Raw genomic sequence first — 17,853 nt, 5'->3', positions numbered from 1 at the left:
CAAAACTACGTTTTTCATCCATGGCCAAACTACGCTTTTTACAGCATTGCCTAAAAGGATTTAGGTACTTGGAATTTGTCGGGAACAAAATTCCGCTACGTTGTTAATTACTCATAATTAATTCAATTTCGGGTATGAACATGGGGTGTAACCGTAACTAAAGCCTGCAAATTACCAATCAAGTTATTGTTTGTTTTCATTATTTATTTTAGTAAACTGACTGTTCGAAAACAGGGAGTCGTTATGGAACAGGTTGGTATTTACGAGCAGCTGATTACGCAAGTAATCGAGCAACACCTAGATCGTGAACAGTTTTATGTCGGAGAACGCCAACTTGAATCAGCAGAAGCTGCCACTTGGCTGTCTCGATTTTTAGGTAAGTTAATTGCTCACGCGATTGATGCTATACCTAGTTCAAATAATCGCTTACAAGAGCAAATCAATCTAGCAAATAACTTAGTTTTTTGGCTTAAAGATCATATTCGAGATGATGAACTAATAAGTGAAAACCTAATAGATAGCCAAGGCAAAATCCTCACTGCACTATTCAATACTGAAAACCCAATTGCAGCAAACCTCAAAGACTACGCCAAAGATATATTTCCATTAACAGGGCTTACCCAAAGCGAATTATTTAGTGGCGCGAATGCAGGTATATCGCTCGAGACAGAATTAAAGCGTGAGATAAAATCGGCCGACACTATTTACTGGTTAGTTTCATTTATAAAGTGGACAGGGCTAAGAATATTTAAAAATGAACTTGAAGCCTTTACCAAAAGTGGTAAAAAACTAAAAGTTATCACCACCTCTTACATGGGGGCAACAGATGCTAAAGCGGTTGAGTTTTTGGCAAGCCTACCAAACACTGAAGTAAAACTAAGCTATAACAATCAGCAAGAACGTTTACACGCAAAATCTTACTTATTTATGCGTAACACTGGTTTTCATACTGGCTACATTGGTTCGTCTAACTTATCGCATTCAGCACTCACCAGCGGCCTTGAATGGAATTTAAAAATTACAGCGCAAGAAATTCCGCATATTATTGCTAAAACCAAAAGCACCTTTGAAACCTACTGGCAATCACCAGACTTTGAACTGTTTAGTGGTAAAGTGGAATGTAAAGAAAAGCTAATAAACTCACTGAATGAACAGCGTGGTAAAGGACAAGCAAGTAACCAGTTCTATTTTGATATAACCCCTAAAACTCATCAATTAGCTATTTTAGAAAAACTAAGTGTTGAACGAAGCGTTCACAATCGCTTTAAAAACTTAGTAGTGGCAGCAACTGGCACAGGTAAAACAATCATATCTGCATTTGATTTTAAAACCGTGTACGACAAAAAACCAGATGCCAACTTTTTATTTGTTGCTCACCGAGAAGAAATCCTCACTCAAGCACAAAGCGCATATCGTGGAGTGCTAAAAAATAATGATTTTGGCGAGCTTTGGGTTGGCAACTATAAACCTCAAAGATACAACCAATTATTTGCCTCAATTCAAACCCTTAACAACCAAATCGACAACATAAAATTGAGTGCTGATTTTTATGATTATATTGTTATTGATGAAGTGCATCACGTAAGTGCTAACAGTTATCGTGGCATTATTAATTACTTCAAGCCAAACATTTTATTAGGGTTAACGGCCACACCTGAAAGGCAAGATGGGGCGAATATATTAGAGGATTTCTGTGGTGTTATTGCCGCAGAGATCCGCTTACCAGAAGCCATAAATCAGCGCCATTTATGCCCGTTCCAATACTTTGGCCTTGATGACGATACCGATTTAAGCACGGTAACGTGGCGAGGCGGTCGTTACGACATTAGCGAATTAAATAACCTCTACACTGGCGAGAATAACCGCGCGAATAAAATCATATCGAGTCTTAACGACATTGTTACAAATGTTAACGCTATTAAGGCATTAGCATTCTGTGTAAGCCAAGATCATGCTGAGTTTATGGCCAGTAAGTTTAACCTTGCAGGTATAAGTGCAGACGTACTTACCAGTAAAAATACTAGTGAACGAAAACACAAACAGCAGGCGCTTAGACGAGGTGAAATACACATACTCTGCGTCGTTGATATTTTTAACGAAGGGGTCGATATTCCAGAAGTAGATACCCTGCTCTTTTTGCGTCCAACCGAGAGCCTAACGCTATTTTTACAGCAATTAGGTCGTGGACTACGTTTACCCGACAACAGTCAAAAGCAATGTTGTACCGTACTCGACTTTGTTGGTAACGCTCGCCCCGAATACGACTTTGCCAATAAGTTTCGCGCACTCATTGGAAAAAGTAACCAACCAATAAAAAGCGAAATAGAAAATAATTTTCCGCACTTGCCGCTGGGCTGTCGTATAGAGCTACAAGAACGCACGCAAAAAACTATTCTACGTAATATACAACAAGCTACAAACAGCAAACGCCGTTTGCAGCAGCTTATAAACAGTTATTCTCATCATACAAGTGACGAGCTAACACTAAGTAACTTTTTACGTATAAACCCACAAGTCACATTAGAAGATATTTATAAACCAAAAGATACAAAGCATGGCGGTTGGCATTGGTTAAAAGACGATGATATTCCAGCAGATCAAGTAGATATATATAGTGCCTATTACAGAGCTATAAATACGCAACTACTTAGCTGTGATTCGCTCAGTTATTTGTGCTTCTTAAGGGATTTGTGCAATAACGACTTTAGCTTTGTACCTACACAACAAAATCAACAATACGCACTAATGGCTCATTACAATTTTTGGGATTCAACAGGTGAGAGTTTAGGGTTTAAATCCCTTAAGCAAAGCTTAAAAGCACTAATAAACCCGTTATTACAACAAGAGTTATCAGAAGTGATTGCGCTTTTAATAAATCGTATTGACCAACAAGAAAGTGATTTAGTGTGCTTACCAAACCATGCAATAAAATTGCACAGCCGTTACACTCGCCAACAAATATTAGCGGCATTCGGCGCGCATACGTTTGATAAAAAATCGACCGCTCGCGAAGGGGTATTAGAGTTCAAAGAACAAAATTTAGAGCTACTATTCGTCACGCTCAATAAGTGCGAAAAAACCTACTCACCAACAACGCTGTATCACGACTATGCAATCAGCCCAACTTTGTTTCATTGGCAAACGCAAAACAGCGCCCGACCAGAACACGGCCGCGGCCTAAGCTACATTCAGCACCAACAAACAGGCAAAATCATCTTGCTGTTTGTGCGTGAACAAAGCAAAGATGAAAACGGCCGAACCATGGGATTTGTGAACTATGGCGAGGTTACATATCAAAGCCACTGCGGCAGCCAGCCAATGAACATAACATGGGAATTAGTAAGCCCCATGCCAAACGAAATGTGGCATGAGGCTGGGAAATTGGCGGTTGGGTGATTAGTTATAAGTTTTATATAGGAATAATAAATGGAAGCTTTTTTACAAGACACAAAAATCATCTCAGCTCTAATTACAGCTACTGTAGCTCTCATAATAGCATTAACAGGCGCTGTTGCTTTCTTTTATAGATCTCGCAGAGATAGTAAAAGAAATGCAAAAAAAGTCTTATTCCACTTGCTTGAGGTTCGCCACGCAATTAAGCTAAAAACTTTACCCATCGATGAAGTCGCTAAAGAGTATTATGAATATGCAACCAAAAAGCTTAATTCATTTACCCCTACAGAAGAAAATATCCCATCAGAGAACCCTGTACTTAAACTCATTGAGTGCAAATTCAAAGAGCAACTAGCCTCTATAGAGGAAAACCTTTCTGAGAGCGTAATACCAGCTCTTAATGAAAAATTAGCTGACTTGGCAGAAGACAACCCTATTTTAGCTTTTAAAATTAGAGGTCGAGACAATTTTCTCAAACTATTTGAAACTTCAAAAGCTCAAATAGCCACCCTCCACATACCCAATATAGGCCCACAACCTGATATTAAAAAAGATTTACTAAAGCGTGTAAAAAGAATAATGCTAATACGCGCAGCAAAAGAAAGTAACGAGCATATTGACGATGCAATCGAAAAAATAGCTAAGTATTGTGGACGAAGTCAGTTAAGAAAATGGCGCAGATTAAAACAGGAAACGGCTTTCACTCACGGATTTGATTTTACCCAATTAGATGATTTATTTGAAAGCTGTCTTGCTGCTATTGATTTAGAAGAAGTGTATTAGATGTATGATCTTCCCTTCAATACAGATATACAATTTATGAGACAGCTCTCATCTTCATCCATAAACACCAACCTACCAGCACACTCCTATTCTCCGTGATCACACCTAGAACTAAGTTAATGATGAGTAATTTACATCATGACGGAGTTTTGTTCCCGACAAATTCCAAGTACCTAAATCCCTTTAGGCAATGCTGTAAAAAGCGTAGTTTGGCCATGGGTGAAAAACGTAGTTTTGAACGAGAGGATATGGATATTTGAACTGGAGTGCGTACAGGGATGTGAAAGCTGTGCCCATCTACGCTGATTACGTTCACATCATTAACGTAAGTTGAAGATCTAGTGCGACCTTCGGGTGCGCCGAGAGAATCCAGAGAGGTCGGCGGCAGCCTCTCTTTAGTTGCCAACGCCAGTGCGATAAAAGTTTTTAATCTCTTTGCAACTCCTAAAAACACACAAAAATACGTGCCTTAAAACCTGTTATCAAAAAACAAAGCACGATATAAAATCGAGCCTACGCGATATACCTTGGTTTATCTTCTACCACTTAACCAAGCTCATTTTTTGCTATTAATAAACAGCACTTTCTGCAAACTCAAATCTATCTTTTGCAAGCCAGAGTTTTGCGCCATTACTGCTAGCCACTTGATACGCCCAGTCGCTCACTGAGCGTGACTTTTCAGCATCACAATTAAAATAATCGCTCAACTCACGAGTTATATGCTGGTTATTTATAACGAGGTTTTGTTCTTGCCAGCGCTCGCGATGCTCTTGCGCAGCTAAAAAGTCGCGTTTGCTGTTATTGCATTTACTATGAGCTGCCACAAAGTTATGGCCTAAATCGTTGGCGTAACGCGTAAACGGAATAAAGTGGTCAATCTCAGTTTTGCTGTTTAATGTCTTTTGACAATAAAAGCACTGCCCTTTTTGTAGTTCTATTAATACAGGTTTTTCTTTATTGAGTGCATTGCGATCAAAGCCAAATAAAAAGTCATGAAGTTGGCTTTGCGGGCCAATTAGCGCTTGGTTGTATTTAATACTTTGAATTTTTTGTAGCCATGCATTTTTGGCTAAGTAAACAACTAAGTCGTAAAATCGTCTAAAGCAACTGGCAATACCTGCATTTAAGGTAATGTATTGCTGGCCTTTAACATGAGGGTATAAAAAACACTCTTCCTTACCATTTAGCTTTTGTAATAACCATAACGGTCCTTCTTTAATGGTTTTTAACGTTGTTTTACGTATGTTTTCCCAATCACTGCACTTTTTTAATTGGCTAACTGAGTTAATGTTTCTTAATTTTGCATCGTGCAGTGTGGTGATGATTTTGGCTTGTTTTTTGGAATTGGTGTTTTGTAAAAGCAACAGGTCTCTATTATTACCAATAGCAGCAAAAGGAGATGCTTGGTGCCAATACAAGGTAATAAACTTTTCGACTAATTCGTCAAAGGTTATTTGTAATTGGGCATTCGGATCTATTTGCTGTTTTTCAATGCTGATATCAGCAAGCGCATGTAACAAAGCAAACTTATAAGTGGCACTAAAATCCCCTTCCACCAGCATGCGCTGGATATAAGCGATAAAGTCGAGCTGTTGCTGCATAGCCATATCCAAACTATGCCTTTAAAAAATTAATGAGGGCTGCTTTTAAGCGCATAACTAAATCCTGTTACTGCGGCTTAAAACTAAAAAACCGCTCCATGGTTTGAATTAATACTTATTAACTAGATATTAAGCTAGCGTTAAGTTTTAAATAATCTAGCATAAGTAGTGATGAAAAATATAGACTTTTTCAGTAGTCGGGGTAATAGATCTAATTTTTAAGGAGGAATTTGATAGCTAAAATGCGGTACTTTAGGGGTGTACCACATTATTTTTAATAATTGACTATAAGACTAAAAGATTACTTAAATAGTCCTTCTGTGCAAAATAGCATTCAGCCAGATCTCTGACGCTCGCTCGGGCCGTTGGTCGGCGCTTTGCCACGATTTTAAACTAAACAGGTTGGTGTTTTTAATAATGCTCTCAAGCATTTTCTCGTTTAGGTCGGTAAATTCGCGGCCGTTGTGCTCGCGCTCACCGTCGCCGTATTTAAACGATACGTACACAATTCCTTGTGGTTTAAGTGCACGGGCAAGGTTGTTAAATGCCTCGGTTAAGTCTTTTTTTGCGACATGAATTAAGCTTGCGCAGCACCAAATACCATCGTATTTATCAACATCATCAAGCGCTTGAAAACTGCTTACAGCCACTTTTTGATTTAGGTATTCTGAGGCGAGTTTGGCAATTTCAGGGCTTATATCAAACGCATCAACATTAAAACCACGCTCTTTAAAAATGAAGGCGTCGCGTCCTGAGCCACACCCGGCATCTAACAACGTGCCATTTTTGGGGATTAACGGTAAAAATTCATCGTAAAGCTCTGTTAAGTCTACATCGAGCGTGGCATCTACAAATGCTTGTGCATTCTGGTTGTAATAATCGATTGTTTTGGTTGCCATTTTATATCCTTTATTGCGGCAGCGGTGTTTGCGTTAAAAATATCATTAAAAGGTGAGGATCATAAATAAATTTAGCAAATGTAGTAAGTATATAAATAAGTATTTATATGTAGAACGCCATTTAAGTACTATAAAATTATAAATATAACCTCTACTGACTTTTTAACTGCTACCTCAATTTATAATATTAAAACACCTTTAAACATTATTAATTAAAACAACAATTTTTTATTGCTCTGGTAACAATTTTCTCATACCTTATGTCGCCCATTTCGCAACTTACTACTATAATATTAAGCGAAATCAACATTTTCATACTAAATATTAGGGATACACAATGAAAAAACTTCCTATTGCATTAGCTCTATGTGCTGCTTTTGTGTCTGCAAACACGCTAGCAGAGGTTCGCATAAACGGCTTTGCTTCAATAGTTGGTGGTAAAACTCTTGATGACGACAACGCGACACTGTACGGCTACGATGATGACATTTCGTTTAAAAACGAGAGTATGTTTGCATTACAGCTGTCTGCTGATTTACAAGAAAAACTAAGTGCCACAGCGCAAATTGTTGCTCGTGGCAGTGATGATTTTGATGCTGAATTTGAATGGGCTTATCTAACTTATGAGTTTACAGATGAGCTACAAGTTAGTGCAGGTAAAATGCGCGTGCCTTTTTATCGCTACTCTGACTTTTTAGATGTGGGCTACACGTATCGCTGGGTTCGTCCACCACAATCGGTATATAACTTACCATTTTCGACTTATGAGGGTTTAAGTCTTCTTCATAATACACAGCTAGGCGACTGGGATTCTACGGTACAGGTTATCTATGGAAGCTTTGACGACAAAATTGCGGTGGTTTCTGTAAACGGTGATACCGAACTAAATGATATTGCAGGTATTAACTGGACGCTATCTTACGACTGGTTTAGTGCCCGCGCTGCTTATTTTGTAGCAGAAACCTCAATTGCGATTGAAAACGATACCGATGCTGGCATTGCACTAAATGGCTTAGAGCAGACATTGCGTAATGCAGGTTTTGTTGATCAAGCTGATGATATTGCTGTTAACGAAGATGATGGCTCTTTCTTAGCGCTTGGTTTTTCAATTGATTACAACGACATTTTATTTGATGCCGAATACACTGAGTTTGAAGTTGATAACAGCGCGCTTGCTAAGCAAACACAGTATTACACGTCGGTAGGCTACCGTATGGATGAGTGGACTGTTCACTTAACTTACGAAAATAACGATGATAAGCACGATAGTAGTCGTTACAACGCTCTTCCTGCTGTACCTGCTTTAAACGCCGGTATTAACCAAGTATTGGAAAGCGGTAAAGCTAAAAGTAATGTTTACACTATTGGTACTCGTTATGACTTCCACCCTTCAGCCGCTTTGAAAGTGGACTTTAGCCGCTTTAAAGATGACATCACTGATACAGACACTGATGTTGTTGCTGTTGCTGTAGACTTAGTTTTTTAATTGGAGCGCATAATGAAAAAATTACTTTTAGCTACAGCGGTAGCGCTTTTATCAAGCACCGCTTTTGCTGATGTTGCTGTGATTGTTAACCCTGCGAATGGCAATGCAATTGATGAAGGCACAATTAAAAAAATCTACTTAGGTAAAGCAAAGTCATTTGATGATGGCACTAAAGTAAACCCAGTAAACCAAGACGGCAACAGTGTTAGCGATGAATTTAACGATAAAGTAGTCGGTAAATCGAGCAGCCAGCTTAATGCTTATTGGTCAAAATTAGTATTTACAGGCAAAGGCACGCCGCCAGAAAAACTTGCTAATGACCAAGCTGTTATCGATTTCATATCAGCAAATGGTGATGCTATTGGTTATATTGATGCATCAAAAGTAACTGATAAAGTGAAGGTTGTTGCAACGTTCTAATTGCGTTTCAATAACAAGAGCCACCTTCTAAAAGGTGGCTCTTTATGAGTCTACTAAAGCTGGGGTTGCCAGCTTTTTATGTGATTTTATTCGACCTTAAATTTAGCCGTAGCATCTAGTAGTGAGTCCGAGAGGTAATGCAGGTTCTTCGCAACATCTCTTACCTCAGACAACGAATTCATTGTCTCTTCAAATGACATATGCATATTAGAAACATTATCAACCACCATACTCGCGACCGATGTTTGCTCTTCAGTAGCCGCTGCAATTTGTGAGTTCATACCATTTATTTCTAGAATCTGCTCCGCAATTTTTTCAATTGAAAGGCCTGTACTCTCAGCTGCTTGTGCATTATTTGTAGCCATATCTCTGGCTGATGTCATGGCATTAACTGACTCATTTGCTGCCGTTGTTAATGTTGTCAGCAGCTCTCTAATTTCGTTGGTAGAGTGCGATGTTCTTGATGCAAGTTCTCTCACTTCATCTGCAACAACGGCAAAACCTCGTCCTTGCTCACCAGCCCTTGCAGCTTCAATCGCTGCGTTAAGTGCCAATAGGTTAGTTTGCTCAGCTATAGAGGTAATAACGTTTAAAATCTGTGTCACATTTTTTGTGTCATCAGCGAGTCGGTTAATGGTCGTTGCAGCTTGATTAATTTCATTGCTCAAAGTGCGTGACTCTTGCACTGAACGCTGTATTTGGGTGCGGCTTTGCTCTACTTCTTGCTCAGCAGTTTGTGCTGCATGTGACGCACTGGCTGCCGATTGTGAAATGTCAGCAACGCTTTGACGCATTTCTTCCATTGAGTGTTTTACCACTTCTGCATCTGTTGTTTGCTTGGTTGTTGCTTTTTCTGCACGCTCCATACCTTGCACTAAGCGTGTTGAGTTTTCCATTAACGGCTCACACACAGACATCACATCCAGCACCGCGGCCTTTAATAGCTTAATAAAGGCATTAAAGTTAATAGACACTTGGCCAATTTCATCCTTTGCATGAACTGCAAGTTGTGTGCTTAACGAGCCTTTACCATCTGCAAGCAAGCCTAAATTATTTGCCGCTGCACTGGCTGACGAGCCAATTCCACGAGCAATCCAAATAGAGGTGATTACCAATAAAAAGAGTGAAATAACTGACACCACAAGCATTAACTGCAACGCATTGTCTGAGCGTGCTTTAGTCGCCTGAACAAGTTCAAAGAAACGGTCATCCGCGCGTGTTTGAGCACGCTTAAAACCTTCAAGTACAGCCTCATAGAGTTGTGTTTTTTGCTGAGCTTGCTGCTGAATTTTACTAAAATCAGCGGTACCTGAGATCATTGAGCTGGCGATCGTAGACGAAATATTAGCATACTGTTTTAGCTTTTCTTTCGTATCATCATGAACATAGGTATCGTTAATGGCTATAATATTTTTTAAATTTTCATTAATTGTCTTATAAGTTTGTGCCGCACTTTCAACTAAGTCTGGCTCGCCAAATGTCACTGCTTGTGTGTAAAGCTCGTCTAATTTTTCGAGTAAGCCAACATTTGATGACGTTAACTTTACTACTTCGTATGAAGACTTTTCTAACTCATCAAGTGACGCTCTGTTGTCATTCATTGCGATGTAGTTTACTAACACAATAATGACAAATGCTGCCACTGCTATACATGTAATCGCGTGTATTTTTTTAGTAATACTTAAGTTTTTAAAAGAAATACCTGCCGCCATTGAATTCACCTTTGCTGTCTTGTTATACGTATTATCGCCCGATTTATAAAAACTGTTAACTATATTTATATATTTTCAGGTTTTTTTGTTAGCAACTGGCAAACAGTTTTAATCAAAGATACGTTTAACTTGAATGTAAACTCAGTATAGCAGTAACTTTTAGCTCGCAGCTTCTTGATTACAAAATCAATCCTTTTTTATCAAATTGACTTTATGTTTTAAAATAAGGGAGGGGTGCTTTATTAGTGAGCAAAATGAAAAAGGCCCTTTCGGGCCCCAACGTGGAGAGGGTTATTCACCGCCTTGGTTTGTAGCGATAATTTTCAGGCTATTTCCAGCAATAAATAAAGATGCTGCAAACAAACCGATATCTTTCAGTAGAAACTCACCAACAAAACTTAGCACAGGGAAACCTGCTTCCGTTGTAATGCCGGATAGAAATACCATCATGCTAATTGTTACAACAAATAACGCCATTGATAAAAGGCCACCAACCACTGATAACGCAGGATTGACGAAACGTCCAAAAAATAGCAAACCAATGATGATTTCAAGCGTTCCTAAAAAATTCACCAAACCTTGTTTCGAGAAAATGACATACATCCAAGAAACGAGAGGGTTATTGGCAATCATGCCGTACATGCCTTCAGCCTGTCCTTGCGTAAATTTAATCCCACCAAACCAAATATAAATAATACCTAGGGTAATATATAAAAGTGGTAAACCAGCATTCTCTAGTTTGCTTGCAATACGTTGTGCTGTTTGTTGCTGTGTTGTAGTTAAGTTCATGAGTTTCTCCTGTGGCTATAGCCGTTTTTGTTTAAAGGCTTTTAGCCTCACTTAGGGTAATTAGGTTAATTAGGTTAATTCAACTTGTGGAAAGTCAATTTCAATATCGAATGCTTCGTTAAAGTAATTAGTAAAGCTATTTAGGGCGATATGGCCAATCACTTCAACAAGCTGCTCATCGCTAAAACCGGCATTTTTTACGCGCTGTAATTGCTCTTGCGATACACTACCGCGTGATTCAATCACTTGCTTTGCAAAGCTCAGTAACACATTTGTTTGGTCGTCTGCTGAAGTCGCTTTTAAATTCGCTTTAATTTCATCAGCAGACAGGCCTAGTTTGTCGCTAATATATGAATGAGCAGAAGCACAGTAACGACAACCATTAGTACCTGCGATTGCTAACGCTAATTGCTCTGAGTGCAATTGTGTTAAAGAGCCTTTATCTAAAGCCGCTTTAAAATTTAAAAAACCTTGTAACGCTGCGGGTGAATTAGCGAGCGCACCAAATAAATTAAGCTCTGCGCCCATTGCCTGCTTAAGGTCACTTAACTGGGTTTGCGCTTGGCCGCTCGTGGTGTTTACTGTCAATGTTGTAATGCGTTGCATAATAATGCTCCTTGTACAATTTAATTACCTACTAGTAGGTAGGTTTATTGGGTAAATTTTTTAGAAACAGAATTTATGATCTAAACGATCATAAACTCAGTGTTTCTAAACATGCATCACAAGTTTGTATGAATAAACCTTGATGATGCTCACTTCTGTTTAACATTAATGCGCCTTTAATCGCGCAACATATTATTACTGCTTGCTGATAAGCTGAGGTTTTAAAACTAAACTCATTTCTCTCAAGGCCAGCTTGTAAAATAGAGCTAAGTATCTGTAATTCAAGATCAGCCATTTTCGTCACTTGCTTTTGCAGCGGCTCTGCCATTAAACGTAAATCTGTTTGCATGGCATATATTCCGCACATTTGCTTTTCGCTGGCACAGCTTTGAAAAACATCAAAATAGCCCTTTAAGCGCTCTTTAGCTGAAGGCAATGTTTTTAAGTGTGACTCAAGTTGCTGAAGCTGCTCACATTTAAGTTGGCAGAATGCAATACCTAAATCTGCTTTTGTTGCAAAATGATGGTGGATACTCGCTTTACGAATATCGAGCTCTTTTGCAAGGTCAGCATAACTAAAACCATGAAAGCCATTACTCTGAATGAGCTTATCTGCAAGTTGCAGAATATTTGTATATGTCGTGTTCATGGCAGCCATCTTACCTACCAGTTGGTAGGTAAGCAAGTTATTTTTTAAACTTTTGATCAAAAAGATCCTCAAATTAAATATAATCTATTAAAAATCAGATAATTAATTATTACAAAAAATAATCAGTAGAGTCTAAATCTTGAGTAAATCTTTTACTAGATCTAATCCTGCTTCTAAAAACAGCTGTAAGTTATCATTTATAAGTGTAAATTTTTGGTAACAACATTTGCACATTAGCCCATTTACTAGCACTATGGTTTAAAATCGAAATAATTTATAGGTAATAAATGCCTTCTAATAACGCTTCTTGCCAGCAAACTTGCAGACACTGTGAAGTTCTAGCTGCACTAGATTTTGAATTTACCATGGCTTTTCAACCCATAATTGACTGTACGGCAAAACGTATTTTTGGTTATGAGGCGTTAGTTAGGGGAGCAAATAATGAGTCTGCTTACTCTGTAATCTCTCAAGTTAACAACGAGAACCGATATACATTTGATCAGCTTTGTCGAATAAAAGCCATTTCACTCGCAGCACAACTAAAACTCGATTCAATTTTAAGTATCAACTTTTTACCAAACGCAATTTATAAACCTGAGCGTTGTATAAAAACGACGCTAGAAGCTGCAAATAAGGTTAACTTCCCTGTTGAACAAATTATGTTTGAGTTTACTGAGGTAGAACAAGTAGAAGACAGCGCACATATCAAACGTGTCATTGAGTACTATCAATCACTTGGTTTTATCACTGCCACGGATGATTTTGGCTCTGGCTACTCAGGGTTAAACTTATTAGCTGATTTTCAGAGTAATATAATTAAGCTAGATATGAATCTAATTAGAGACATTCATCTTAATAAAGCAAGACAAACGATTGTCAGTCATTGTATTGCTATGTTTGAAGAATTAAATATCACTACACTTGCTGAAGGGATAGAAACAATTGAAGAATATCAATGGTTACGCCAAGCTGGTGTGAGTTTGATGCAAGGCTATTTATTTGCGCGCCCGGGGTTCGAGTCTTTACCTAGCGTTGACTTTAGCGTGCTTGATTAAATGAAGCGGCTTTATGCCGCGACATCACAAATTGCAACGCGATGTAAAATACGCCTAAGATTGAACTGTATCCAACTTTATCTTGTTTTTAATAGCGTTCTGAAAGGCTGATCTGTATAATCCGCGGCCTATTATTTACCCTATTGCTTGTTTATTTTCGCAGTTGCTGCGCCCATAACCTGTCAGTCTTTTTCTAGGAATAATTCGTTGATTTCAACCGCTAATATCACCATGCAGTTTGGCGCAGAGCCTTTATTTGAAAATATATCAGCCAAGTTTGGTAACGGTAATCGCTATGGTTTAATTGGCGCCAATGGCTGCGGCAAATCAACCTTTATGAAAATCTTAAGCGGCGCACTTGTGCCTACCGCTGGTAATGTGTCGATTGCGCCTGGTTTAAAGCTAGGTACCCTTAGCCAAGATCAATTTGCTTTTGAGCAATACTCTGTAGTTGATGCGGTGATCATGGGTGATGCTGAGCTTTGGAAAGTTAAACAAGAACGTGACCGTATTTACTCATTACCTGAAATGAGTGAAGAAGACGGGATGAAAGTCGCTGAACTTGAAAGCATTTTTGCTGAAATGGATGGCTACACAGCCGAAAGCCGCGCTGAAGAAATTTTGCTTCAAGCAGGTATTGAACAAACGTTTCATTACGGCTTAATGGCGAACGTTGCACCTGGTTGGAAACTGCGTGTGTTATTAGCACAAGCACTCTTCGCGAATCCTGATATTTTACTTTTAGATGAGCCAACCAATAACCTTGATATTCACACTATTACGTGGCTTGCGAATGAGCTAAATCAACGTAAATGTACAATGATTATTATCTCGCACGACCGCCACTTCTTAAATTCGGTATGTACTCACATGGCCGATATTGATTACGGCGAGCTAAGAATCTACCCAGGTAACTACGAAAAGTGGATCGAAGCTTCAAGCTTACAACGTGAGCAACTGCTTGCTGAAAACGCAAAAAAGAGCGCAGAAATAGATGAGTTACAGGAGTTTGTAAATCGTTTTGGTGCGAATGCTTCAAAAGCAAAACTGGCCAGTTCTCGCGCTAAACGTATGGATAAAATTAAGCTTGATGAAGTAAAAGCATCCAGCCGTATTAGCCCATCACTTCGTTTTGACGAAGGGAAAAAGATGTATCGCCAAGCATTAGAGCTCACTAAGTTAGGTCATGGCTTTGATGGTGAAACCCTGTTCAGCGGCGGTGACTTATTACTGGAAGCCGGTGCTAAGCTTGCCGTTATTGGTGAAAATGGCGTAGGTAAAACCACTTTTTTACGCTGCCTTGTTAATGAATTACAAAGCAACGAAGGCGTGGTGAAGTGGTCCGAAAACGCTAGCATCGGTTATTGCCCTCAAGATAGTAGTAAAGAATTTGATAACGATCTCACGCTGTTTGATTGGATGTCACAATGGCGCACCGCTAAGCACAATGATTTAATGGTTCGCGCTATGTTAGGTCGATTATTATTTACCGCCGACGATGCCAATAAAAAAGCACGTAATTGCTCAGGTGGAGAAAAGAACCGCCTATTGTTTGGTAAGTTAATGATGCAAGACATCAATGTATTGATTATGGACGAACCGACCAATCACATGGATATGGAAGCCATTGAAGCACTTAATAATGCATTAAAAGATTATCAAGGTACCTTGATTTTTGTCAGTCATGACCGTGAATTTGTCTCATCATTGGCAACTCGCATCATCGATATTAAGGATAAACAGGTCATCGATTTTCAAGGTACATTTGACGAGTATATGGATCATCTGGCTCAGCAAGCATAGTGCACTCAAGCACCATAAAAAAAGGCTACAGAGTTCTGTAGCCTTTTGGGTGTAGCATCATATCAAATTAAATATCAAAGCGGTCAGCATTCATCACTTTAACCCACGCATCAACAAAGTCTTGTACAAAACGCTCTTTGTTGTCGTCTTGTGCGTAAAACTCTGCGTATGAACGCAAGATTGAGTTTGAACCAAACACTAAGTCAACACGTGTTGCTGTCCACTTAGTAACCCCAGTGCTGCGCTCAACAATATCGTAGAAACCTTTGCTTATTGGCTTCCACGTGTAAGCCATATCGGTTAGATTTACGAAAAAGTCGGTGCTTAATGTACCCACGTTATCAGTAAACACACCGTGTAAAGTACCATCATAGTTAGTACCCAATACACGCATACCACCGACTAGTGCCGTCATCTCTGGCGCTGTTAAACCCATTAATTGTGTACGCTCTAGCATTAGCTCTTCAGCAGAAACTGCGTAGTCTTGTTTCAGCCAGTTACGAAAACCGTCATGAATTGGCTCAAGCACATCGAACGAATCAGCATCGGTCATTTCATCCGTTGCATCACCACGACCTGGGGCAAATGGCACGGTTATATCAACGCCTGCGGCTTTTGCTGCTTGCTCAACCGCCGCTGTTCCACCTAGTACAATTAAATCAGCTAAGCTTACTGGTTTACTTAAACTCGCTTGCACCGATTCGAGCGCACTGAGAACTTTTGCTAAACGTTTTGGTTCGTTACCTTGCCAATCTTTTTGTGGCGCAAGGCGAATGCGTGCACCGTTTGCACCACCACGGTGATCTGAGCCACGGTATGTACGTGCGCTATCCCATGCGGTTGCAATTAAGTCTGCTTGGCTTACACCACAGTTCAGCAGCTTGGTTTTAAGGTCACTAATTTCGCTATCTGATAATGTGTAATCAACCGCAGGGATCGGATCTTGCCAAATTAGATCTTCGCTTGGTACATCTGCACCTAAGTAACGCGATTTTGGACCTAGGTCACGGTGCGTTAATTTGAACCATGCACGTGCAAACACATCACTAAAGTATTCAAAATCATCGTTAAAACGCTCGATAATCTTACGGTAGGTTGGATCCATTTTCATCGCCATATCGGCGTCGGTCATAATTGGGTTTAGACGAATTGATGGATCTTCCACATCAACTGGCTTGTCTTCTTCTTTGATATCGATTGGTTCCCATTGCCACGCACCTGCTGGGCTCTTCTTAAGTTCCCACTCGTAGTTAAGCAGCAAATAGCAATATCCGTTATCCCACTTAGTTGGGTAAGTCGTCCACGCACCTTCGATACCCGAGGTCATCGTATCGCGACCAATACCGCGTGAGTTGTGGTTGTTCCAACCTAGGCCTTGCTCAAACACATCGGCCGCTTCAGGTTCAGGACCAACGTTTGCTTCGCTGCCGTTACCATGCGTTTTACCTACGGTATGACCACCGACTGTTAACGCCGCAGTTTCTTCGTCATCCATTGCCATACGGGCAAATGTTTCGCGAACTTGCTCCGCCGTTTTAAGCGGATCAGGGTTACCATTAACCCCCTCAGGGTTTACGTAAATTAAGCCCATTTGCACCGCAGCAAGCGGATTTTCCATCGTGTCGGGTTTTTCTACATTGGTGTAGCGTTCATCACTTGGTGCTAGCCATTCTTTTTCAGCCCCCCAGTAAACATCTTTTTCTGGATGCCAAATATCTTCACGGCCGCCAGCAAAACCAAAGGTTTTTAAGCCCATTGATTCATAAGCCATATTACCAGCTAAAATCATTAAATCGGCCCAAGATAGCTTGTTACCGTATTTCTTTTTAACAGGCCAAAGTAAACGACGTGCTTTGTCTAGGTTAGCGTTATCTGGCCATGAATTTAAAGGCGCAAAACGTTGGTTACCTGTACCACCGCCGCCACGGCCATCTTCTAAACGGTATGAACCCGCTGAATGCCATGCCATACGGATCATTAAACCACCGTAATGACCCCAGTCAGCAGGCCACCACTGCTGGCTTTCAGTCATCAAATTTTTTAAGTCAGTTTTTACAGCTTCAAGATCGAGCGATTTAAATGCTTCAGCGTAGTTAAAGTCTTTACCGTAAGGGTTAGTTTTACTGTCGTGTTGATGAAGGATGTCGAAGTTTAGAGAATTTGGCCACCAATCTGTATTTGATTGTGCGGTAACAGTGTTACTACCATGCATAATCGGGCAGCCGCCCGTTTTTCCATTACTCATTGTATGCTCCTGATAAGCTAGAAATATGACAAATATTTATGTATGAATACTGATAAGGCTTTGTCATAAAAAAGGATTTCCTGTTAATAATGAATCACTAATCACTTAGAATTTCCCGTTGTTTTAAACTATAGGGGCAGTGCAAAAATAAAGCTAGGCCTGTCTTTACTTTTAAATCGATTGTATTAATTGAAAAATCTGATTTGAGTTATTGGCAAAAGTCATACATTTTATAAGGGTATTCATTGACGGTGAGAAAATCATGAAAGCCATAAACCCACAGGTTGCAAAACAACTAAGTATTAACTTTTTTATCGCAAATTTACCTTTATTAATGTTAACAGGGATGGTTGTTGCCTCAATTGTCGGGTTGGTGTTTCGAAGCCCAATTTTATTTTGGCTTACGCTGCTA

13 protein-coding genes are annotated in these 17,853 nt (G+C 39.6%); 6 read left to right on the top strand and 7 right to left on the bottom strand.

Features of this window, described 5'->3' with window-relative positions; genetic code table 11:
* Positions 1-243 precede the first annotated feature (243 nt).
* Entirely contained in the window at positions 244-3,396 is a 3,153-nt protein-coding gene (locus L0Z67_RS20485) for a DUF3427 domain-containing protein (RefSeq protein WP_392353470.1), read from the top strand.
* Between the two features lie 30 nt (positions 3,397-3,426).
* Positions 3,427-4,176 (top strand): hypothetical protein, encoded by a 750-nt coding sequence (locus L0Z67_RS20480; RefSeq protein ID WP_392353468.1) that lies wholly within the window; start codon positions 3,427-3,429, stop codon positions 4,174-4,176.
* Positions 4,177-4,745: 569 nt separating this feature from the next.
* On the opposite strand, the gene L0Z67_RS20475 is transcribed toward L0Z67_RS20480, so the two are convergent.
* Both L0Z67_RS20475 and L0Z67_RS20470 read right to left on the bottom strand, forming a co-directional pair.
* Positions 4,746-5,777 carry an HNH endonuclease gene (locus tag L0Z67_RS20475; protein WP_237115492.1) on the bottom strand — a complete coding sequence of 344 codons (1,032 nt, stop codon included), beginning with the start codon at positions 5,775-5,777 and terminating at the stop codon, positions 4,746-4,748.
* Positions 5,778-6,082: 305 nt separating this feature from the next.
* Positions 6,083-6,676, bottom strand: a complete 594-nt coding sequence (locus tag L0Z67_RS20470) for a bifunctional 2-polyprenyl-6-hydroxyphenol methylase/3-demethylubiquinol 3-O-methyltransferase UbiG (RefSeq protein ID WP_237115493.1) — start codon at positions 6,674-6,676, stop codon at positions 6,083-6,085.
* A gap of 337 nt (positions 6,677-7,013) precedes the next feature.
* On the opposite strand from L0Z67_RS20470, the gene L0Z67_RS20465 reads away from it, so the two are divergent.
* Positions 7,014-8,162, top strand: coding sequence for a porin (locus L0Z67_RS20465; RefSeq protein WP_130151967.1), 1,149 nt, complete (start codon positions 7,014-7,016; stop codon positions 8,160-8,162).
* Positions 8,163-8,174: 12 nt separating this feature from the next.
* On the top strand, positions 8,175-8,582 hold the full coding sequence (locus L0Z67_RS20460) for a phosphate ABC transporter substrate-binding protein (RefSeq protein ID WP_237115494.1): 408 nt from the start codon (positions 8,175-8,177) through the stop codon (positions 8,580-8,582).
* 86 nt (positions 8,583-8,668) lie between these two features.
* Here the strand turns inward: L0Z67_RS20460 and L0Z67_RS20455 are convergent, their stop codons facing one another.
* The 4 genes from L0Z67_RS20455 to L0Z67_RS20440 all read right to left on the bottom strand — a co-directional run bounded on the left by L0Z67_RS20455 (position 8,669) and on the right by L0Z67_RS20440 (position 12,338).
* Positions 8,669-10,294, bottom strand: a complete 1,626-nt coding sequence (locus L0Z67_RS20455; RefSeq protein WP_062567780.1) for a methyl-accepting chemotaxis protein — start codon at positions 10,292-10,294, stop codon at positions 8,669-8,671.
* A 291-nt stretch (positions 10,295-10,585) separates the two neighbouring features.
* Entirely contained in the window at positions 10,586-11,083 is a 498-nt protein-coding gene (locus tag L0Z67_RS20450; protein ID WP_062567781.1) for a DUF417 family protein, read from the bottom strand.
* Between the two features lie 69 nt (positions 11,084-11,152).
* Entirely contained in the window at positions 11,153-11,689 is a 537-nt protein-coding gene (locus L0Z67_RS20445) for a carboxymuconolactone decarboxylase family protein (RefSeq protein WP_237115495.1), read from the bottom strand.
* An 88-nt stretch (positions 11,690-11,777) separates the two neighbouring features.
* Positions 11,778-12,338, bottom strand: coding sequence for a TetR/AcrR family transcriptional regulator (locus tag L0Z67_RS20440; protein WP_237115496.1), 561 nt, complete (start codon positions 12,336-12,338; stop codon positions 11,778-11,780).
* A gap of 287 nt (positions 12,339-12,625) precedes the next feature.
* Between L0Z67_RS20440 and L0Z67_RS20435 the strand changes: the two genes are divergently transcribed.
* Positions 12,626-13,393, top strand: coding sequence for an EAL domain-containing protein (locus L0Z67_RS20435; RefSeq protein ID WP_392353461.1), 768 nt, complete (start codon positions 12,626-12,628; stop codon positions 13,391-13,393).
* Positions 13,394-13,600: 207 nt separating this feature from the next.
* Positions 13,601-15,196: an ABC-F family ATPase gene (locus tag L0Z67_RS20430; RefSeq protein ID WP_083515247.1), complete on the top strand. Its 1,596-nt coding sequence runs from the start codon at positions 13,601-13,603 to the stop codon at positions 15,194-15,196.
* Between the two features lie 67 nt (positions 15,197-15,263).
* Here the strand turns inward: L0Z67_RS20430 and katG are convergent, their stop codons facing one another.
* Positions 15,264-17,441 (bottom strand): catalase/peroxidase HPI, encoded by a 2,178-nt coding sequence (gene katG, locus L0Z67_RS20425; protein WP_237127533.1) that lies wholly within the window; start codon positions 17,439-17,441, stop codon positions 15,264-15,266.
* Positions 17,442-17,853: the final 412 nt, after the last annotated feature.

The sequence above is a fragment of the Pseudoalteromonas sp. PB2-1 genome (assembly GCF_045040605.1).
Classification (GTDB): Bacteria; Pseudomonadota; Gammaproteobacteria; order Enterobacterales; family Alteromonadaceae; genus Pseudoalteromonas; species Pseudoalteromonas arabiensis.
The sequence above is the reverse complement of the archived record's forward strand: the minus strand, read 5'-3'. Positions and strand labels throughout refer to the sequence as shown.